We start from the raw sequence: 18,646 nt of genomic DNA, 5'->3' as shown, positions 1-18,646 counted from the left end.
GAGGACAACAATGAAACCATTTGCCTATCACCAACCCGACCAGATCCCGGATGCGGCCAAGCTCCTGACCTCGATCGAGGACAGCAAGCTCGTCGCCGGCGGCATGACGCTGATCCCGACGCTGAAGCAGCGGCTCGCGAGCCCGGTGGCGCTGGTCGATCTGTCGAAGCTCGGATCTCTCAAGGGCATCACCGACGACGGCGCCACCATCACCATCGGCGCGATGACGCCGCATGCCGTGGTGGCGGCCTCGAAGCTCGTGCAGGCAAAAATCCCCGGGCTCGCGGCATTGGCTTCGATGATCGGCGATCCCGCCGTACGCAGCCGCGGCACCATTGGCGGCTCGGTCGCGAACAATGATCCGGCCGCGGATTATCCGGCCGGCGTGCTCGGTCTCGGCGCTACCATCGTCACCAGCACGCGCGAGATCGCGGCCGACAAGTACTTCCTCGGCCTGTTCGAGACCGCGCTTGAAGCAGGCGAGATCATCACGGCGATCCGCTTTCCCGTACCGCTCAAGGCAGGTTACGCAAAGTTCAAGGCGCCGGCGTCGCGTTATGCGCTGGTCGGCGTGTTCGTCGCGAAATTCGCCGATGGTGTCCGCGTCGCCGTAACCGGCGCGGGCCCCGGCGTGTTCCGCGTGCCGCCGATGGAGGCGGCGCTGTCCGGAAGTTTTGATCCCTCCGCAATTGCGGCGATCAAGATCGACAACGACGGTCTCACCTCCGATATCCACGCCGAAGCCGATTACCGTGCGCATCTCGTCACGGTGATGGCCAAGCGCGCCGTCGACGCGGCGCTCAGCTAGCTCTTTAGGGTTGATGATGACTGATGGTTCCGGCCGAGCGGCCTTCCCGCCGGCGCCGACTGGCCTTGGCGCGCTTTCTGCAACCGAGATTGTGGCTGGCTACCGGCGCAAGGCGTTCACTCCACGTGACGTCGTCGATGACACCATTGCCGCGCTCGAAGCCACGAATGAAGCCTGCAATGCGGTGGTGACGCCGATGTATGAGCAGGCGAGGGCAGAGGCCGACCGCGTCACCAGGGAGATGCGGGCGGGCGAAGCCAAGGGTCCGCTCGCCGGCGTACCCGTCACGATCAAGGATCTCGTGTTCGTTGCGGGCGTGCCGGCCTATGCCGGCTCGCCGATGAACAAGGCGTTCGTGCCCGACGTCGATGCCGCCGTGGTGTCGGCTCTGAAGGCGTCCGGGGCCATCGTCACCTGCAAGACCACCACTTGCGAGTCCGGTTACAAGCTGACGGCGGACAGCCCCGTCACCGGCACGACGCGCAACCCCTGGAATCCCGGCCGCACCAGCGGCGGGTCGAGCGGCGGTGCGGCGGCGGGCGTCGCCGCCGGTTGCGGCCCGATCGCGATCGGCACCGACGGCGTCGGCTCGATCCGTGTGCCGTCATCGTTCTGCGGCGTGTTCGGGCTGAAGCCGACCTTTGGGCTGGTGCCGCGCTCGCCCGGCTTCTCGCCGCCGTCCTGGGCCTCGCTCGCGCATACCGGCCCGATCACGCGCACAGTCGCAGATGCCGCGCTCACGCTGGAGATCATTGCCGGCTACGACATCCGCGATGCCGCAAGTCTGCCCGTGCCGTCCCGCCGCTTCGACACCAACGCTGCACCGTTGAACGGTATTCGCATCGGCGCCAGCGCCGATCTCGGTTATGCCGCGATCAGTCCCGACGTGCGCGCAGCATTCAACAAGGCGATCGCAATTCTCGATTCCTGCGGTGCGCAGGTCACCATGGATGGTCCTGGCCTCGATCCCGGCATTCTGGAGCACACGCTGAAGCCGATCGCCTTCACCGAGCAGGCGGCGGCGGTTGCGACCAAGACCACGGCCGATCTCGTCAGTTCCGAGGCCGACTATCGCGCTGTCGTCAGTGCCGGCCGACACTACAGCGGCACGGATTATATCGAAGCCAGCTACCGGCGCGGCCAGACCCGCAACGCGTTCCTGAAATTGTTCGAACGCGTCGATGCGCTGGTGACGCCGACGGTCGCGGTGACCGCATTCGAGGCCGGCCGGATCGGCGTCGACAAGATCGACGGCAGCCAGGTCGATCCGCATCTCGGCTGGTCGCCGTTCACTTGGCCGATCAACCTCGCCGGTCTTCCGGCGGCGACGCTGCCCTGCGGTTTTGATCGCGACGGCATGCCGATCGGGCTTCAGATCGTCGCGCCCTGGCTCGACGAGCCCAAGATCTTCCGTATCGCTGCGGCGTTCGAGCAGGCGCAGCCCTGGGCCAAGTTCTGGCCACAGGTCGCGTTACGTTAGTCGGAGGAGAGAGCGAAAAAACCCTTTGCAAACAAGGGCTATTCTACTGTGCATGGGGTTGTTTTCGAGCTCTTGTCGGCCTAGCCCAGCTCGATCGGCGCGCCGCGGCCGCTGAGCTCTTCGTCGAGGCGCAGATAATGCGCGAGATAGTCGTGCAGCGCGGTCGCCGCCTTCGAGGTGGCGCCGCTCGATTTGTAGAGCAGCAGCTCGATCTTCGGCAGCGGCGGCAGCCCCTCGTTCGGTCCGATCTCGCGCATCGCCGGTACCAGCGCGCTGCGGCCGAGCACGGTGACGGCCATGCCGGCAAAGGCCGCGGCTTGCAGGCCGCCGACGCTCTCGCTGACGCAGGCGATGCGCCAGCGCAGGCTTGCGCGCTCCAACGTATCGATGGCGTAGTCGCGATAGATGTTGCCCGGCGGCAGCAGCGCGAGCGGGATCGGGCGCTCCTGATGCGCGGCGGATTGCTCGCCGGTCATCCACACCAGCTGCTCGCGCCGCACCACCTGGCCGCCGGTGAAATCATTCATGCGGGTGACGAGCGCGATGTCGACATCGCCGCGCTTGACGAGACCGACCAGCGGCGTCGACAGCGCGCAGTTGAGCTCGACTTGCACGCGCGGAAACGATTTTCGGAACACGCTGAGGATCTGCGGCAGCATGAACGCCGCATAGAGGTCGGGCGTGCCGAGCACGACCTGGCCCTCGATCTCCTGCGACGCCAGTTGCGAGATCAGCTCGTCATGCAGCCTGAGGATGGACTTCGCGTACGTGAGGACGGTGGTGCCGTCGTCGGTCAGGATCAGCCTGCGGCCGCCATGCTCGAACAGCTGCTTGCCCGTGAGCTCCTCCAGCCGCTGCAGCTGGAGCGTGATCGCCGGCTGGGTGCGGCCCAGCCGTCGCGCGGTCTCGGTGATGCTGCCGGTCTCGACCACCGAGATCAGCGACCTGAGCATGCGGATGTCGAGACTGATGAGGTTCATGCGGCGTCCATGTCGCCCAGAATTTATGCAAGTTCCATGCTACGGCTCACTCTAAGGCTCACTTGGCCCGAGACGCAGATGCGGCGGATTTCAAGCCCGGCCGGCCCTTGCGCACCGAATTCCAGAAACTCTCGGCCGCCCGGGTCATGCGGGCGCGGGTGCGGAACAGCGAGACATTGATCGGAATGTTCCATTCTCCGCCGCCCGCCCGCAGCAGGCGGCCATTGTCGAGATCGGCCCGGACGAGGCTCATTGGCGCCCACGTCACGCCGCGTCCTTCCCGCGCCATGTCGATCAGCAGCATGACGGGAGCGGCAAAGCCCGGAACGAGCCAGGCCGTCGGATCCTTCGCCGCCAGGAACGACGTGACAAGCCGTCCCACGCCCGAGCCCGGGTGATAGGAGAGATAGGGTAGCGGCGCGCCGGATGCGCCGGGCAGGGCGTAGCGCGGCTGCGCGCTCTTGCCGCGGCGTCCGCTGCGACCCGACTTTGCCGCCGGCCCGCTGATCGGGATCAGCACGTCGGTCGCGAGATCGATGCGCTGGAAGCGGTCCATGTCGAGACGGCTCACCAGCGACGGATGATAGTGCGCCAGCATGAAGTGCGCCTGCGCGTCGAGCAGCAGCTTCTCGCAGCCGGCGAAATTCGAGGCGACGAGCTGGACCGCGGAGCCGTCGCGCGCGCCATCGGAGTTACGGATCCATTCCGGAAAGAAGGTCTGCGACAGCGAATGCGTTGCGACGAAGGTGATGGTCTCAGCCTTCAGCCGCGCGACTTCGAGCGCCTCCTCGCGGCCGACCAGCACCCGGCGCAGCACGTCCTCGGCGACGGGACGAAAGCTCTCGCCGGCGGCGGTCAGGGTGATGGTGTGGGTCGAGCGTTCGAACAGTTGCGTGCCCAGCCAGTCCTCGAGCGACTTGATGCGGCGGCTCAGCGCCGGCTGGGTGACGTGCCGTCGCTCGGCGGCGCGGGAGAACCCGCCCTCCTCGGCGATGGCAAGGAAGTCCTCCAGCCAGACCAGGTCCATAATAACGTTTTGTCCTCAAATCATACCGATACGGCATTAGCGCCTGACACGCCGCTGGTCCAATGTAAACGCCATCGAAAGACAAGAACAAAGCGCCGTCAACGCATGGCGCCGGTGCCGTTGGAGGAAAGTACATTGCAGATTGCCGCGACGCCGCTGTCTGAACCTATGCCGAGCTCCACGTCCGAACGCCGCCGCAAGCCGCTGTGGCGTGAGCAATATGTCCTGGTGGTCGCCGGTGCCGCGCTTGGTGCGTTGTTGGGCGCTCTGTTTCCGAACTTTGCGGTGGAGCTCAAGCCGCTCGGCGATGTCTTCATATCTCTGATCAAGATGACGATCGCGCCGTTGATCTTCCTGGTCGTGGTGACCGGCATCGCGCAGGTCGGCGACATGAAAGCGGTCGGCCGCATCGGGCTCAAGGCTTTTGCTTATTTCGAAGTGGTCACGACGATCTGCCTCTTGATCAGCTTCGTCGTGGTACGCTGGGTCCAGCCCGGTGCGGGCGTCGCACACGCAACGGCGCAGCAGGCCGAGACGGTTGCGCGCTATCAGCAAGCCCATGTAGGCTCGCTGTCGGCCTACATCCAGCACATGGTGCCGGAAAGCTTCGTCGGCGCCTTCGCGGCCGGCGATGTGCTGCAGGTGCTGGTGCTGGCGCTGCTCTGCGGCATCGGTCTGTTGCTGCTCGGCGAGAAAGCCGGCCCGCTGCGGACCGGCCTGGAGCGGATCACCGAGCTCGTCTTCAGCGTCGTCCATGTCGTGGTGGCGCTGGCGCCGATCGGTGCGTTCGGGGCCATGGCGTTCACGGTGGCGAAGTTCGGTGCGGCGACGCTTTATGCGCTGGCGCTTTTGGTTGGCACCGCCTGGGCGATGATGGCGTTCTTCATTTTCGTCATTCTCGGCACCATCTGCCGCCTGGTCGGCATTCGCCTGATGGACCTCCTGCGCCTGCTGCGCACCGAGCTGCTTGTGGTGCTCGGCACCTCGTCATCGGAGACCGCCATCCCCGGCATGATGGAGAAGCTGCCGAAGGCCGGTGTCGGCCGCGCGGTCGCTGGCCTCGTCATTCCTTCCGGCTATTCCTTCAATCTCGATGGCGTCGCGCTGACGCTGCCGCTGTCGACGATCTTCGTCGCCCAGGTCTATGGCGTCGAGCTGTCGGCCGCGCAGCAGCTCAGCCTGTTCGTGGTGATGCTGTTCACCAGCAAGGGCGCGGCCGGCGTTACCGGCGGCGCGTTCGCAGCCCTTGCCGCGACCGTCGTCGCTGCGGGGCTCCCGGCGGAAGGATTGGCGCTGCTGCTCGGCATCGACCGCTTCATGTCGCTGGCCCGCGCCATCACCAACACCATCGGCAACGCGGTCGCCTCGATCGTGGTCGCCAAATGGGACGGCGAATTCAATCGCGAGGACTGGGCTCAGTCCGCCGCACAAATCCAGCAAGCGAAGTAAGGATCCAAGGTTTTTAGTATGACCACCAACAGCGAACTTCCCGTCATCGCGCTGACCCCCGGTGACTGCACCGGCATCGGCCCCGAGCAGATCGCGCGTATCCTCTCCGACGATCGCCTTGCCGACGTCGCGCGTCTCGTCGTGGTCGGCGATGCCCGCGTGCTCGACATGGGCATGGAACATGCCGGCGTGAAGCTGAAGGTCGAGCGGATCGCCTCGCCCAAGGCCGCCAAATGGGGCCGCGGCACGGTGCAGCTCGTCGACTTGGGCAATACCGATCCCGCCAAAATCCCGCTGGGCAAGGCCAGCGCCGAATCCGGCCGGCTGACCGGCGAGACGCTGTCGCGCGCGATCGATTTCTCCAAAGCGGGCGAGGTTGATGCCATCACCTTCGCGCCGCTCAACAAGCGCGCGATGTTCGACGGCGGCTGGAAGTTCCCCGACGAGCACAAGATGTTCGCGAGCCTGCTCGGGCATAAGACCTATTTCTCCGAGATGAACGTGCTCGACGGCCAATGGATGTCGCGCGTCACCGGGCACCAGTCGTTGCGCGAAGCGCTCGACGGCATCAATTCGGAGAGCATCACCGATGCGATCGAGCTGGTCGACCGCATGATGCGGCGGGCCGGCGTCGCCAAGCCGCGCATTGCGGTTGCCGCCCTCAATCCGCATGCCGGCGAGAATGGCCTGTTCGGCCGCGACGAGATCGAGATGATCCGCCCGACGGTCGAGGCCGCCGCCAAGACCGGCATCGCCTGCACCGGGCCGTATCCCGCCGACACCGTCTATATCCGCGCCTTCGCCGGCGAGTTCGACAGCGTGGTCGCGATGTATCACGACCAGGGCCAGATCGCGACCAAGCTGCGCGGCTTCAACCGGGGCGTCACAGTGACCGCGGGGCTCGAGACCGTCTTCACCACGCCGTCGCACGGCACGGCGTTCGATATCGTAGGCACTGGCGTGGCCAACACCGGCGCGCTCGAAAGCGCAGTCCGTCTTGCCGCGCAACTGGTCTCGATCAAGGTCAAGGAGGCCGCCTATGCAAACTGATCGCAGGACCCTGCTCCAGGCCGCGGCCGCGCTTCCGCTCGCAACTGTCGGCACCAGCACCGCCTTCGCACAGGCCCCGGCCGCGCCACCAAAGGAGGTGACGCGTGCGCTGGCGCACTATCTCGTCACCGCGAGCTATGACGACCTGCCGGCCAATGTCCGCAAAGAGGGCGTCCGCACGCTGCTGAACTGGGTCGGCGTCGCCATCGGCGGCTCGCATCACCAGACGGTCGACATCGCGGTGTCCGCGCTCGGCCCGTTCTCCGGGCCGCAGCAGGCGTCCCTGTTCGGGCGGCGCGAGCGGTTCGACATCATGAACGCCGCCTTCATCAATGGCGTGTCGAGCCACATCTTCGACTATGACGACACGCATCTGAAGACGATCATCCATCCGGCCGGTCCCGTCGCCTCGGCGATCCTCGCGCTGTCGGAAATGCAGCCTGTGTCCGGCAAGGAATTCCTGAACGCGCTCGTGCTGGGCGTCGAGACCGAGTGCCGGATCGGCAACTCGGTCTACCCGAACCACTACGATGTCGGCTGGCACATCACCGGCACTGCCGGTGTGTTCGGCTCGGCTGCCGCCGTCGGCAAGCTGTTGAAGCTGAACGAGCAGCAGATAACCTGGGCGCTGGGGCTTGCCGCGTCGCAGCCGGTCGGCTTGCGTGAATCCTTCGGCTCGATGAACAAGAGCTTTAATCCGGGCCGCGCCGCCTCCAGCGGCATCTTCGCCGCTATCCTGGCCTCGAAGAACTTCACCTCATCGGACGCGATGATCGAGGCCAAGCGCGGCTGGGCCAACACCATCAGCACCAAGCAGGACTACAACGAGATCCTTGGCGACCTCGGCAAGCGCTATGAGGCGGCGCTCAACACCTACAAGCCGTTCGCCTGCGGCATCGTCATCCATCCCGCGATCGATGCGGCGATCCAGCTCCGCAACGAGAACAAGCTGACCGCCGACCAGATCGAGCGGGTCGATCTCAAGGTCCACCCGCTGGTGCTGGAGCTGACCGGCAAGAAGACGCCGAGCCAGGGCTTAGAGGGCAAGTTCAGCATCTACCACGCGGTCGCGGTGGCGATCGTCGAGGGCGCCGGCGGCGAGAAGCAGTTCAGCGACCGTGCCGTGACCGACCCGACCATCGTCGCGCTGCGCGGCAAGGTCAATCCGATCATCACCCCCGGGATCAAGCCGGAGCAGGTCGATCTCACCATCGTGCTTAGGGATGGCCGCAAGCTCAACCGCTACATCGAGCACGCGATCGGCAGCGTCGAGATGCCGATGACCGACAAGCAGCTCGAAACCAAGTTCTCCGACCTTGCCGATGGCATCATTCCCGCCGCGGCGATCCGGCGCGTGATGGACGCCTGCTGGAATGTCGAGAGCCTGCCGAGCGCGGCGGAGATCGCCAAGATGTCGGTCGCCGTCTGATCGCGAGGAGAGAAGCATGCCGTCACGCCGACGTTTCCTGCAATCCGCCGGCTCGATTGCCGCTCTGGCCGCCACCGGCGGCCGTTCGGCCTTCGCGGCCGGCCCCGGCGTGACGGAGCGGCTCGCCCGCTACATGGTCGCTGCGCGGGATCAGGAGTTGCCCGAGCAGGTGCTCCGTGAATGCAAGCACCGCATCCTCGATACGCTCGGCGCGATGATCTCGGGCTCGCGGATGAAGCCGGGCGAGATGGCGCTGAAGTATGTGCGTACGCTCGGCGGTGACGCCCAGGCCTCCGTGGTCGGCTCCGACTTGCGAACCACGGTGGTCAACGCCGCGCTGGCGAATGCGATGTGCGCCCATGCCGATGAGACCGACGATTTCGAGCCCGTCACCAAGGCGCATCCGGGATGCTCGGTGGTGCCGGCCGCGCTCGCTCTCGGCGAGCGCGAGCATCGCAGCGGACAGGAGTTCATTCGCGCCGTAGCCCTCGGCTACGATTTGACCTGCCGCCTGCTGATGGCGCTGGGTCCGGACCTCGTGCGCGGCATGCACCGGAGCGCCGAGGGAACGTCGTCGACTTTCGGCGCGCTCGGTGCGGCTGCATCACTGGCGCGACTTGATGAAAAGGGGATGCGCTACGCGATCTCCTATTCCTCGCAGCAGGTCTCCGGCCTGTGGAGCTGGGTCAAGGATCACGACCACATCGAGAAGGCTTTTGACTTCGCCGGTATGGGCGCCCGCAATGGCGTCATGGCCGTCGACATGGTTCTCAACGGCCTGACCGGTGTCGATGATGTGCTCGACGGAACCCACAATCTCTTCATCGCGCTCTCGACCGATCCGAAGCCGGAGGAGATGGTGAAGGATCTCGGCAAGCTCTTCTATGTCACGGAAACCGCGATCAAGACATTTTCGGTCGGCTATCCCATCCAGTCGCCGCTGGACGCGATGCTGACGCTGCGCAAGCAGCACAGCCTCACGCCGGATAACGTCCGTAGCATCCTGGTCAAGCTCCCGACCGATGCGATGGGGATTGTGGGCGAGAGCGCGATGCCGGATGTCAATTGCCAGCACCTCGTGGCGGTCGCGCTGGTCAAGGGCGCGGTGTCGTTCAACGACAGCCACGATGTTGCGCTGATGCGTGATCCAAAGATCCTGGAGCAGCGCGCCAAGGTGACGCTGGCCGGCGACAAGGCGCTGATGGATCCGGCGGCGCCGCGCGGCGCTGTCGTCGAAGTGACGCTGATTGATGGCAAGAAGGTCGATCATTTCACGAAATATCCGCCGGGCACCAAGGAGAATCCGCTGAGCACGGAAGCCGTCGCGGCGAAGGCGCGGGATCTGATCGCACCGGTGCTGGGAAGCGATCGTGCCGAGAAGCTAATCGAGCAGATTGGCAATCTCGAGCGACTTGACGACGTCGGCAAGTTGAGGCCGTTGCTGACGGCGTGATGCCTCAACAATTCCGGGGCTTGAAGATCGAAGGCGATCCGGTCGGACTATTGGCTCGCCCATCGTTTGGCCCTATGACTGGTGGTCCGAGAAGAAAAGAGTTCAGGGAGTGAAGCCATGACAAACACCACGCGACGCAGCGTGCTCACGGCCGCGGCCGCGATGACCGCGGCGAGCGTCGCTGACACCGCGCCGGCCGCAGCGCAGGCCGCACCCAAGCCGATTTTCCCAGTGCCGATGGTCGCGATCCCGATCGTTGGCGAGACCCAGGTGTTTCAGGTCCGCCGCATCTACTGCATCGGCCGCAATTATGCGGCGCACGCGATCGAGCGCGGCTCGGATCCGAACCGCGAGCCGCCGTTCTTCTTCCAGAAGCCGACCGATGCGATCCAGAACGTCGCGGTGGGCGAGGTCGCCGACCATCCCTATCCGTCGCTGACCAAGAACTATCATCACGAGGTCGAGCTGGTCGCCGCGCTGAAGTCCGGCGGCACCAACATCCCAACCGACAAGGCGCTCGATCACGTCTATGGCTATGCGCTCGGCCTCGACATGACCCGGCGCGATCTCCAGAACGGCATGGCCGCGGAGAAGAAGCCGTGGGAGATCGGCAAGAGTTTTGACCACGCCGCCGTGATCGGCCCGATTCACCCGGCGAGCAAGACCGGCCATTTCGAGAAGGGCGCCATTTCGCTCGCGATCAACGGCACCGTGAAGCAGAGCTCGGATCTCAGCAAGATGATCTGGAGCGTGGCCGAGCAGATCGCAAAGCTCTCCGAGGCGTTCGAGCTCAGGGCCGGCGACATCATCTATTCCGGAACGCCGGAGAATGTCGGCCCGGTCGTGAAGGGCGATGTGCTCCTCTGCAAGCTCGAGGGCTTGCCGGACATGTCGATCAAGATCGTTTAGCGGCGGCCTTCTTCGCCTCTCCCCGCGCGCGGGGAGAGGCCGGATTGCATCGTCAGATGCGATCCGGGTGAGGGGGAGTCTCCGCGAGACTCTCTGTCACCATCTTTGCGGAGGCAGCCCCTCACCCCAACCCTCTCCCCGTAAGAACGGGGCGAGGGAGCGCACCGTCGGCTTGTGGCGGATCGTCTACCCTGGAGAAGGGACATGTTGCGTTACGGCTTGATCGCCACGTTGGGTTTGGTTTTGGTCATGACCAACGCTCCGAAAGTGAAGGCCGAAGGCGCGAGCGACATCGCCCCGACGGGAACGTTGCGCGTGGCGGTGGCCGTCGGTCCCGCCGCATCGGCGTTCTGGACGACGCGCGATTCCGCGACCGGAAAGCCGCGCGGCGTCACCGTCGAGCTCGCCAAGGCGGCCGCCGGCATGCTTCACGTTCCACTGCAGCTCGTTGAGTACCAGAGCTCGGACGAGATCGCCGCGGCGAGCGGCAAGGACGTCTGGGATCTCTCTTTCATGCCGGCGGACGTCAAGCGTGAAGCTTTCGTCGATCAGGGGCCGGCTTACGTCGCGTATATGAGCGGCTATCTCATTCGCGCCGGTTCGGACATCCGCTCGGTTGGGGATGTCGATCGTGCCGGAATACGGGTCGGCTGCATCGAAGGGACGTCGACCTCGCGTACGGTCGAGAAATCACTTAAGCAGGCCAGGCTGACCAAATTCGTCAAGCCGGAAGAGGCGGCCGAATTGATCGGTAAAGGTGAGCTCGACGCCCTCGCGATGGGCATGGGCGCACTGGAAGACCTTTCGCGAAAATTGCCCGGAACGAAGGTGCTGGACGAGGTGATCCAATCGACCGGCGTTGTCGTGGTTGTTCCCAAAGGCAAGACCGTCGCGAAGGTCTGGGCCACACATTTCCTGGATGAGGCCAAGGCGGATGGCACGGTCCGTCGCGCGCTCGATGGCAACGGTTTTACCGGCGACAAGGTCGCGCCGTAGCGACGCTGTTGCGCCAGTCGGCTTGCGCCGGAACCACGATTGGCGGCGAAGGTCTTTGAATTGCCGGAGTTCCATCGGCCATTGCCCTCTGTTGGGCAACGAACAAACTTCGTGCGGCCATATTTGAGTAAGAGTGATCTCCGCTGAGGGAGGCACTCCGATGAAGAAAGCTCTGATCACTGCCATCGTGCTGCTGGCTGGCGTGCCGGCAAGCGCCGCTGCGCAGGAACGCGCTGGCTCTGCGGCGTTAGGCGCAGTGTCGGGTGCCGTCGTGCTCGGTCCGGTCGGCGCGGTCGCGGGTGCAGTGATCGGCTATACCGCCGGACCTTCGATCGCCAGGTCATGGGGCGTAAGAGGTTCGCATTCGGCGAGACATCGGCAGCCGTCACGTCGTGAGACGTCCCCTGTCGCTGCGACCACCGCTCCGCCGCGCACGCGCCAGGCGATGGAGGCCAACGGTCAGATGAGAGCCGCGAGCAATCCGCCGGTCCAGGCAGCCCCCGTGGTACCACCGGCCCAAGCTGCGCCTGCGGTGCCGGCGGAGACCTCGACGCCGCCCGTTCAGGGATTCGACTGAGGCTGTGGCTTACGCCGCTGCTTTCGGCCGCAGCCGGTCGACCGTCCGTGCGATCAGCGACGCGACCTCTTGAACCTTCGGGCCGATGCGAAATTCCGGGCCGGCGACGACGACGGAGAGCCTGCGGTCGCCGATCGGCAAGGGGATCGCCGCGCCCGCGAGGTCGCGGCTGTAGTCGGCGAAGCTCTGACAATAGCCACGCGCGATCGAATTGCGCAGCTCGATCTCCACAGCCTCGATGCTGATCGGCGTCGACGGGCCGTATTGCTTGAACTCGATCTTGCGATAGACGGCGTCGCGCTCTTCCGGCGAATATTGCAGCAGCAGCGCGCGGCCGCTCGCGGTGGCGTGGATCGGTACACGGTGGCCGATGGTGGCAAAATAGCGGATCGCGGCCTGGGACTCGACGACGTCGATGAACACAGCCATCACGCCTGCTGGCGCCACGATGGAGGCGGTTTCGCCGGTCTCGGCCGAAAGATCGGCGATCAGCGTGTGGGTCCAGGGCGGCAGCGGCTCGACCTCGGAGATCATCCGCGCCATCGCCAGCCATCGCGGCGTCGGATAGAATCCGGCACGCGGACGCGGTTCGTAGAGATAGCCCTTCTCCGACAGCGTCGCGAGCAGGTTGAATGTCGATGAGCGCGGCCAGCCGAAATGATCGGCGATCTCGGCCAGCGTCGCGGGCTTCCTCGTTTGCGCGAAGAATTCCATGATCTCCAGGACGTTTGCGGCTTGGCGAACGATCATGGCGAGGCCTGCATCCTGATCTAGGTCTGGCCGAGGATCTTCTTCGCGGCGCGAAGATGCGGCTTGTCGATCATCTGGCCGTCGAGCCGCAACGTGCCGGAATTCGGATTGCTTGCGAAGGCCGCGATCACCTTTTCCGCCCATATGCGCTCGGCGTCCGTCGGCGCGAACGCTGCGTTGACGACATCGACATGTTTGGGATGGATCAGCGCCTTCGCCGAAAAACCATCGCGCCGCGCGGCACGCGTCTCCTGCTCGAGACCTGCGAGATTGTCGATGTCGGTATAAACCGTGTCGATCGGCGCAACCTCGGCCGCGGCCGCCGCCATCAGGCAGAGATCGCGCGCGAGGCGATAGGGGCTGTGGAACACACCGCCCGAAGCCTTCTCGGTCGCGCCGAGCGACGCCGAGAGATCTTCGGCGCCCCACATCAGGCCGGCGAGGCGAGGAGAGCAGCCCTTGTAGCTGCCGAGGCCGAAGATCGAGCCAGCGGTTTCCGTCGCGACACAGATGATGCGCGTCGTGCCGACCGTGATGCCGGCCGCAGCTTCCAAGGCCTCGAGCCAAGTCGCGACCTGACGCACGTCGTCGCCGCCCTGCGATTTCGGCAGTACGATGCCGTCGGGCTTGCCCGGCATCACCGCGGCGAGATCGGTCAGCGTCATGCCGGTGTCGAGCGCATTGACGCGGACATAGAGCTGGTGCGGGCCGCGGCGTCCCTTCAGCATCGCCAGCGTCAGCCCGCGCGCCTCCGGCTTCTTGTCGGTGACGACGGAATCCTCGAGATCGATGATCAGCGCGTCGGCCTTGCCTTCGCTGGCCTTCTCGAATTTGCGCGGGGAATCGCCCGGCACGAACAGCATCGAACGCATCAGACCGGCCTCTTGTGCATCATCGCCATGCGGCGGCATTTGCCGACGATCTCGTCGTTCTGGTTCAAGGCGTGGTGCTCGAACTCGACGATGCCCGCCTTCGGGCGCGATTTGGATTCCCTCAACGAAAGCACCTTCGTCGTCGCCCGCAAGGTGTCGCCATGGAAGACCGGTTTTGGAAAAGTCACGTCGGTCATGCCGAGATTGGCAACGGTGGTGCCCATGGTCGTATCATAGACCGTCATGCCGATCATGATGCCGAGGGTGTAAAGGCTGTTGAAAATGCGCTGGCCGAACTCGGTCTTCTCGGAGAAATGCGCGTCGATGTGCAGCGGCTGCGGGTTGAGCGTCAGCAGGCTGAACATGGTGTTGTCCATTTCCGTCACGGTCCGGGTCAGCGGATGTCTGAACTCCTGGCCCACGGAAAAGTCTTCGAAATAAAGTCCGGCCATCGCTGTTTCCTCCCTATTGTCGTGCGATTTGGCCAGCGCCTGCCTCTAGGGCGGCGCCGCCAGGTGAACTGCCTTCTGCTCTGCGAGCCGCTTGATCTCGTCGGCGGAGAAGCCGGCTTCGTGCAGAATGTCGCGGCCATGCTGGCCAAGCGTCGGCGCCGGACCAGCCGGCTCCGGCTGGGTCACGCTCCAGGTCGAGGGCACGCGCATCTGGCGGATGCGGCCTTCCACGGGGTGATCCACCGTCCTGAAGAAGTCGATCGCCCTAAGATGCGGATCGTCCAAAATCGTCTCCAGCGTGTGCATCGGCATCACCGGAATGTCGGCGCGCTCCAGCAGCTCGCGCCACTCGGCGGTGGTGCGCGTGAGAAAAATGTGGCCGATCTCCTCGTAGATCTCGTTGATGTGTTTTGTGCGCGCGGCGTGATTAGCAAAGCGAGGCTGCTGCAAAAATTCCACCCGGCCGATCGCCTCGAAGAAGCTGCGCCAGTGCTTGTCGTTGTAGATGAGCACGCAGAGATGGCCGTCGCTGGTCTGGTAGGGACGGCGGTAGCGCGACAGCAGGCGGGCGTAGCCGCCGTGATCGAGCGGCGGATCGTAGGTGAGTCCGCCCAAATGATCGACCAGCACGAACTCCGTCATCGATTCGAACATCGGCACGTCAATGCGCTGGCCCACGCCGGTGCGCTGTTGATGCATTAACCCGCCCATGATCGCGTTGACCATCATCAGCCCGACGATGCGGTCGGCGACGGTGACGGGCACGTAGCGCGGCGTGCCGTCGCCCGCGGCTGCGAGCAGCGTTGGAATCGTGGCGGCGCCCTGGATCAGATCGTCGTAGGCGGGCTTGGCGGCATAGGGGCCTGACTGTCCGTAGCCGAACGCTCCGACATACACCAGCGACGGATTGATCGCGGCGAGCGTCTCGTAGTCGAGGCCGAGCCGCGCCATCGCCTGCGGGCGCACATTGTACACGAGCGCGTTGGCGCTCTTGGCGAGCCGCAACAGCGTGTCGCGGCCTTCGGGCTTCTTGAGGTCGAGCACGATGCTGCGCTTGCCGCGATTGGCATTGTGGAACATCCCGCCCATGCCGGGCGTGCGGCCGGGACCGATCTGGCGAACGATGTCGCCCTCGGGGCTTTCGACCTTGATGACGTCGGCGCCCATGTCCGCCAGCACCTGGGTGCCGTAGGGGCCCATCAGCACCGAAGTCAGGTCGAGGATGGTGAAGCCGGCGAGCGGTCCCATAGGGCCTCGTGGGTTAGATTCATATACGTGGAGTTAGAATTCATAGGTTGGCAATGTCAATTCGAGCATCTCGCCAAAGGACGCATAGGGCCATGCACAGTTCATATAATTGACAGATAAATTCACATATATGTACATTTTCCTCAAGCAAGAAATCGAGCGAGGGCCGAACGGCTTGGCAGCGAGCGGCTGCCGCCTTCGGCGTGGGACGCGTCAGGGAGAATGAAATGAAGACGAATCTGGTTCGGGCTGCAGCCGTGCTTGCGCTTTCGCTGCCGGTCTCGACATTGTCGGCGCAGGCGCTCGAGCTGAAGGTCGCCGACAGCTTCCCCGCCGGACATTATCTCGTCCGCCTGATGCTCAAGCCCTGGATGGACGACGTCACCAAGCGCACCAACGGCGCGGTGACATTCACCTATTATCCCAACCAGCAGATCGGAAAAGCCGCCGACATGCTGCGGTTGACGCAATCGGGCGTGGTCGACATCGGCTACATCGGGCCGTCCTACGTCTCCGACAAGATGCCATTGTCGGAAGTCGCGCAATTGCCGGGTGCATTCGCGACCAGCTGTCAGGGCACGCTCGCGTATTGGAAGACCGCGCGCGAAGGCGTGCTGGCCAAGCAGGAATATGCGCCGAACAAGATCAAGCTGCTATTGGCCGTGGTGCTGCCGCCCTACCAGGTGTGGACGGTTAAGTCGAAGGTCGAAACGACGAAGGACATGCAGGGCCTGAAGCTGCGCACCACCGGCGGCGCGCAGGATCTCACGCTGCGCGCGCTCAACGCCGTGCCGGTGCGCATGGCCGCCCCCGATGCCTATGAGTCGCTGTCGCGCGGCACGATGGACGGTCTCTTGTTCCCGCTGGACAGCGTCGTGGCCTATGGCCTCGACAAGCTGGTCAAGCATGCGACCGAAGGCGTTAGCTTCGGCAGCTTCATCGTCGCCTATTCCATCAACCAGTCGGTCTGGGACAAGCTGCCCGACGACGTGAAGAAAGCGATGAACGAGGCCTCGGAGGCGATTACGCCGCAGGCCTGCGCCGGCGTCGAAAAGGAAGGCGAAGTCACCAAAAAGCAAATGCAGGACGAAGGCGTCACCTTCGATCCGCTGCCGGAGGCGACGCGCGCCGAGATGAAGGACAAGCTCAAAGGCGTCGGTCATGAATGGGCCGCCGGCCTCGACAGCCGTGGCAAGCAGGCGTCTGCCGCGCTGAAAGAGTTCGAAGACCTGCTGGCTGCCGGTAGCAAGTAATCCGGGAAATCGAAGAGGGAGGCGCGAAGTGATCGAACGGGCAGGGCATGTGCTCGGCGCGCTGGAGCGCGCATTGACGGTGATCGCGGTGCTATTCATGTTCGTGATCATGGTGCTGGTCGTGACCGACGTGTTCATGCGCTATGCGCTGAACAGCCCGTTCTCCTTCACCTATGACCTGATCGGGCTCTATCTGCTCGCCGGCGTGTTCTTCTTCACGCTGTCGGATGCCTTGCGCGAGCATGTCCATGTCGGCGTCGACATCCTGTTGTCGCGCTTCTCGCCGACCGGGCGGCGGCTGTCCGAGATCGTCACCGCACTCGCAGGCCTGTTCGTGTTCGTCCTGATCTGCAAGGTCGGCTTCGCGCGCGCGCTCGAGAATTACGAGCAGCACGACGTCCTCTCAGGCGCCATTCCCTGGCCGACCTGGATTTCGGCGGCGCTGGTGCCGTTCGGTTGCGGTGTGCTGGTGCTGCGGCTGGCGCTTCAGCTGGTCGGCAATGTGCTGAGCCTCGTCAGCGGCCGCGACCTCTATCCGCTGCCGCCGGTGACCGGCGTCGGCGAAGCGCGTGGCTTCGAGTAACGGCAGGCATCCATGACACCTCTTATCGTTCTCGCTTTGCTGTTCGGGCTGCTTGCGCTCGGAACGCCCGTCGGTTTTGCCATGGCCTTTTCCGGCTCGGTCGGCCTCGTCATGGTCGGCGGCTTTCCGACCCTGTTCGGCATCCTGGAGACGGCGCCGCTCTCGACCGTCTCCTCCTACGAGCTGATCACCATTCCGATGTTCCTGTTGATGGCGGACCTCGTGCTGCTGTCCGGCGTCGCGGACGATCTGTTCAAGACAGCCTCGGCCTGGGTCGGCCGCGTTCCCGGCGGGCTCGGCATGGCCACCGCGCTTGCCGGCGCCGGCTTCGGCGCGATCTGCGGTACCTCGACGGCATCGGCCGCGACGCTGTCCTCGACCAGCCTTCCCGCGATGATCCGCCAGGGCTACGAGCCGAAGATGGCCGCCGGCGTGGTTGCGATCTCGGGCACGCTGTCAATGCTGCTGCCGACCAGCGTCGCGCTCGTCATCTTCGGCCTGCTGGCTGAAGTGAACATCGGCAAGCTGCTGATCAGTGGCATCATCCCGGCGATCCTGGTGACGTTCACCATCATGGCCACGATCTACTTCCTGGTCTGGCAGGACCCCTCGCGCGCGCCGGCGGCGAAGTCGGTGCCGTGGCGGGAAAAGTTCGCGCTGCTGTGGCAGGTGTCGCCGATGGTGGTGCTGTTCTCGATCGTGACCGGCACGATCTATCTCGGCGTCGCGACGCCGACCGAGGCGTCCGCCTTCGGTGCATTCGGCGCCTTCCTGCTCGCGATCGTCAAGGGCAAGATCACGCCGTCCTCGCTCTACAAGACATTGCTGCGCGCTAGCCACGGCACCTGCATGATCATCATGATCTTGGTGGGTGCCTCGATCTTCGGCTACTTCTTCACGCTGACCCACGTGACGCAGGATCTCGTCGCCTGGATCGGCAGCTTGCCGGCGTCGCGTTGGGTGATCATCACCCTGATCCTGTGCGGCTATATCGTGCTCGGCTCCTTCATGGACCAGATCGCGATCCTGGTGCTGACCGTGCCGATCGTGCTGCCGCTGATCAAGACGCTCGGCTTCGATCCGATCTGGTTCGGCGTCATCAAGATCGTCACCGCCGAGGTCGGCATGATCACGCCGCCGGTCGGGCTGAACTGCTTCATCGTCGCCCGCTACGCCAAGCGGCCGGTGGCGGAGGTGTTCCACGGCACCTTCCCGCACTTCATCGCCCATTTGATCGCGATCGCGATCCTGGTGGCGTTTCCGTCTATCATCCTCTGGCTGCCCTCGCAGATGGGGCGCTAGGTACAACGAGCCTCCACAAGGAGACCAT

18 protein-coding genes are annotated in these 18,646 nt (G+C 64.7%); 12 read left to right on the top strand and 6 right to left on the bottom strand.

What is annotated here, in order from left to right:
- Positions 1–10 precede the first annotated feature (10 nt).
- Positions 11–808, top strand: coding sequence for an FAD binding domain-containing protein (locus tag ACLFLU_RS33075; protein ID WP_426408900.1), 798 nt, complete (start codon positions 11–13; stop codon positions 806–808).
- Between the two features lie 16 nt (positions 809–824).
- Positions 825–2,288 (top strand): amidase, encoded by a 1,464-nt coding sequence (locus tag ACLFLU_RS33070; protein ID WP_426408899.1) that lies wholly within the window; start codon positions 825–827, stop codon positions 2,286–2,288.
- An 80-nt stretch (positions 2,289–2,368) separates the two neighbouring features.
- Here the strand turns inward: ACLFLU_RS33070 and ACLFLU_RS33065 are convergent, their stop codons facing one another.
- Entirely contained in the window at positions 2,369–3,268 is a 900-nt protein-coding gene (locus ACLFLU_RS33065; protein ID WP_334527960.1) for a LysR substrate-binding domain-containing protein, read from the bottom strand.
- Positions 3,269–3,326: 58 nt separating this feature from the next.
- Positions 3,327–4,295 (bottom strand): LysR family transcriptional regulator, encoded by a 969-nt coding sequence (locus ACLFLU_RS33060; protein ID WP_426408898.1) that lies wholly within the window; start codon positions 4,293–4,295, stop codon positions 3,327–3,329.
- Positions 4,296–4,430: 135 nt separating this feature from the next.
- Here ACLFLU_RS33060 and ACLFLU_RS33055 point away from each other — a divergent pair, with 135 nt between their 5' ends.
- From ACLFLU_RS33055 to ACLFLU_RS33025, 7 genes are all read left to right on the top strand, one after another.
- Positions 4,431–5,744, top strand: coding sequence for a cation:dicarboxylate symporter family transporter (locus tag ACLFLU_RS33055; protein ID WP_426408897.1), 1,314 nt, complete (start codon positions 4,431–4,433; stop codon positions 5,742–5,744).
- A gap of 18 nt (positions 5,745–5,762) precedes the next feature.
- Positions 5,763–6,794: a PdxA family dehydrogenase gene (locus tag ACLFLU_RS33050; RefSeq protein ID WP_426408896.1), complete on the top strand. Its 1,032-nt coding sequence runs from the start codon at positions 5,763–5,765 to the stop codon at positions 6,792–6,794.
- A complete protein-coding gene (locus tag ACLFLU_RS33045) occupies positions 6,784–8,223 on the top strand; it encodes an MmgE/PrpD family protein (protein ID WP_426408895.1) in 1,440 nt (479 codons plus the stop codon). The genes ACLFLU_RS33050 and ACLFLU_RS33045 overlap by 11 nt, the downstream gene beginning before the upstream one ends.
- Positions 8,224–8,239: 16 nt before the next feature.
- Entirely contained in the window at positions 8,240–9,676 is a 1,437-nt protein-coding gene (locus ACLFLU_RS33040) for an MmgE/PrpD family protein (protein ID WP_426408894.1), read from the top strand.
- Between the two features lie 117 nt (positions 9,677–9,793).
- Positions 9,794–10,585: a fumarylacetoacetate hydrolase family protein gene (locus ACLFLU_RS33035; protein WP_426408893.1), complete on the top strand. Its 792-nt coding sequence runs from the start codon at positions 9,794–9,796 to the stop codon at positions 10,583–10,585.
- Positions 10,586–10,789: 204 nt separating this feature from the next.
- Positions 10,790–11,581 (top strand): transporter substrate-binding domain-containing protein, encoded by a 792-nt coding sequence (locus ACLFLU_RS33030; protein WP_426408892.1) that lies wholly within the window; start codon positions 10,790–10,792, stop codon positions 11,579–11,581.
- A gap of 160 nt (positions 11,582–11,741) precedes the next feature.
- Positions 11,742–12,158 (top strand): hypothetical protein, encoded by a 417-nt coding sequence (locus ACLFLU_RS33025; protein ID WP_426408891.1) that lies wholly within the window; start codon positions 11,742–11,744, stop codon positions 12,156–12,158.
- Positions 12,159–12,167: 9 nt separating this feature from the next.
- On the opposite strand, the gene ACLFLU_RS33020 is transcribed toward ACLFLU_RS33025, so the two are convergent.
- The 4 genes from ACLFLU_RS33020 to ACLFLU_RS33005 are packed head-to-tail and all read right to left on the bottom strand — an operon-like array spanning position 12,168 to position 15,480.
- The gene (locus ACLFLU_RS33020; RefSeq protein WP_426408890.1) at positions 12,168–12,908 is read right to left on the bottom strand and encodes an IclR family transcriptional regulator; all 741 of its coding nucleotides are present in this window, start codon (positions 12,906–12,908) and stop codon (positions 12,168–12,170) included.
- A gap of 20 nt (positions 12,909–12,928) precedes the next feature.
- Positions 12,929–13,780 (bottom strand): HpcH/HpaI aldolase/citrate lyase family protein, encoded by an 852-nt coding sequence (locus ACLFLU_RS33015; RefSeq protein ID WP_426408889.1) that lies wholly within the window; start codon positions 13,778–13,780, stop codon positions 12,929–12,931.
- On the bottom strand, positions 13,780–14,232 hold the full coding sequence (locus ACLFLU_RS33010; protein WP_015684048.1) for a MaoC family dehydratase: 453 nt from the start codon (positions 14,230–14,232) through the stop codon (positions 13,780–13,782). Before ACLFLU_RS33010 ends, ACLFLU_RS33015 begins: the two co-directional genes overlap by 1 nt.
- 45 nt (positions 14,233–14,277) lie before the next feature.
- Positions 14,278–15,480 carry a CaiB/BaiF CoA transferase family protein gene (locus tag ACLFLU_RS33005; protein WP_426408888.1) on the bottom strand — a complete coding sequence of 401 codons (1,203 nt, stop codon included), beginning with the start codon at positions 15,478–15,480 and terminating at the stop codon, positions 14,278–14,280.
- A 227-nt stretch (positions 15,481–15,707) separates the two neighbouring features.
- Here ACLFLU_RS33005 and dctP point away from each other — a divergent pair, with 227 nt between their 5' ends.
- Genes dctP through ACLFLU_RS32990 form a run of 3 tightly spaced genes read left to right on the top strand, consistent with a single transcriptional unit; the run spans position 15,708 to position 18,618 of the window.
- A complete protein-coding gene (gene dctP, locus ACLFLU_RS33000) occupies positions 15,708–16,733 on the top strand; it encodes a TRAP transporter substrate-binding protein DctP (protein ID WP_426408887.1) in 1,026 nt (341 codons plus the stop codon).
- Between the two features lie 28 nt (positions 16,734–16,761).
- Positions 16,762–17,316 (top strand): TRAP transporter small permease, encoded by a 555-nt coding sequence (locus tag ACLFLU_RS32995; protein ID WP_426408886.1) that lies wholly within the window; start codon positions 16,762–16,764, stop codon positions 17,314–17,316.
- A gap of 12 nt (positions 17,317–17,328) precedes the next feature.
- A complete protein-coding gene (locus tag ACLFLU_RS32990; RefSeq protein WP_426408885.1) occupies positions 17,329–18,618 on the top strand; it encodes a TRAP transporter large permease in 1,290 nt (429 codons plus the stop codon).
- Positions 18,619–18,646: the final 28 nt, after the last annotated feature.

Origin of the sequence: Bradyrhizobium ganzhouense (genome assembly GCF_049949285.1) — a bacterium.
GTDB lineage: Bacteria > Pseudomonadota > Alphaproteobacteria > Rhizobiales > Xanthobacteraceae > Bradyrhizobium > Bradyrhizobium ganzhouense.
The sequence above is the reverse complement of the archived record's forward strand: the minus strand, read 5'-3'. Positions and strand labels throughout refer to the sequence as shown.

What these genes read in the sequence shown, in the direction of transcription:
- ACLFLU_RS33050 (WP_426408896.1), top strand. Translation starts at nt 5,763, where the DNA reads ATGACCACCAACAGCGAACTTCCCGTCATCGCGCTGACCCCCGGTGAC.
- ACLFLU_RS33025 (WP_426408891.1), top strand. Translation starts at nt 11,742, where the DNA reads ATGAAGAAAGCTCTGATCACTGCCATCGTGCTGCTGGCTGGCGTGCCG.
- ACLFLU_RS33065 (WP_334527960.1), bottom strand. Translation starts at nt 3,268, where the DNA reads ATGAACCTCATCAGTCTCGACATCCGCATGCTCAGGTCGCTGATCTCG.
- ACLFLU_RS33075 (WP_426408900.1), top strand. Translation starts at nt 11, where the DNA reads ATGAAACCATTTGCCTATCACCAACCCGACCAGATCCCGGATGCGGCC.
- ACLFLU_RS33015 (WP_426408889.1), bottom strand. Translation starts at nt 13,780, where the DNA reads ATGCGTTCGATGCTGTTCGTGCCGGGCGATTCCCCGCGCAAATTCGAG.
- ACLFLU_RS33020 (WP_426408890.1), bottom strand. Translation starts at nt 12,908, where the DNA reads ATGATCGTTCGCCAAGCCGCAAACGTCCTGGAGATCATGGAATTCTTC.
- ACLFLU_RS33030 (WP_426408892.1), top strand. Translation starts at nt 10,790, where the DNA reads ATGTTGCGTTACGGCTTGATCGCCACGTTGGGTTTGGTTTTGGTCATG.
- ACLFLU_RS33045 (WP_426408895.1), top strand. Translation starts at nt 6,784, where the DNA reads ATGCAAACTGATCGCAGGACCCTGCTCCAGGCCGCGGCCGCGCTTCCG.
- ACLFLU_RS33035 (WP_426408893.1), top strand. Translation starts at nt 9,794, where the DNA reads ATGACAAACACCACGCGACGCAGCGTGCTCACGGCCGCGGCCGCGATG.
- ACLFLU_RS33060 (WP_426408898.1), bottom strand. Translation starts at nt 4,295, where the DNA reads ATGGACCTGGTCTGGCTGGAGGACTTCCTTGCCATCGCCGAGGAGGGC.
- dctP (WP_426408887.1), top strand. Translation starts at nt 15,708, where the DNA reads ATGAAGACGAATCTGGTTCGGGCTGCAGCCGTGCTTGCGCTTTCGCTG.
- ACLFLU_RS33070 (WP_426408899.1), top strand. Translation starts at nt 825, where the DNA reads ATGACTGATGGTTCCGGCCGAGCGGCCTTCCCGCCGGCGCCGACTGGC.
- ACLFLU_RS33005 (WP_426408888.1), bottom strand. Translation starts at nt 15,480, where the DNA reads ATGGGACCGCTCGCCGGCTTCACCATCCTCGACCTGACTTCGGTGCTG.
- ACLFLU_RS33040 (WP_426408894.1), top strand. Translation starts at nt 8,240, where the DNA reads ATGCCGTCACGCCGACGTTTCCTGCAATCCGCCGGCTCGATTGCCGCT.
- ACLFLU_RS32990 (WP_426408885.1), top strand. Translation starts at nt 17,329, where the DNA reads ATGACACCTCTTATCGTTCTCGCTTTGCTGTTCGGGCTGCTTGCGCTC.
- ACLFLU_RS33010 (WP_015684048.1), bottom strand. Translation starts at nt 14,232, where the DNA reads ATGGCCGGACTTTATTTCGAAGACTTTTCCGTGGGCCAGGAGTTCAGA.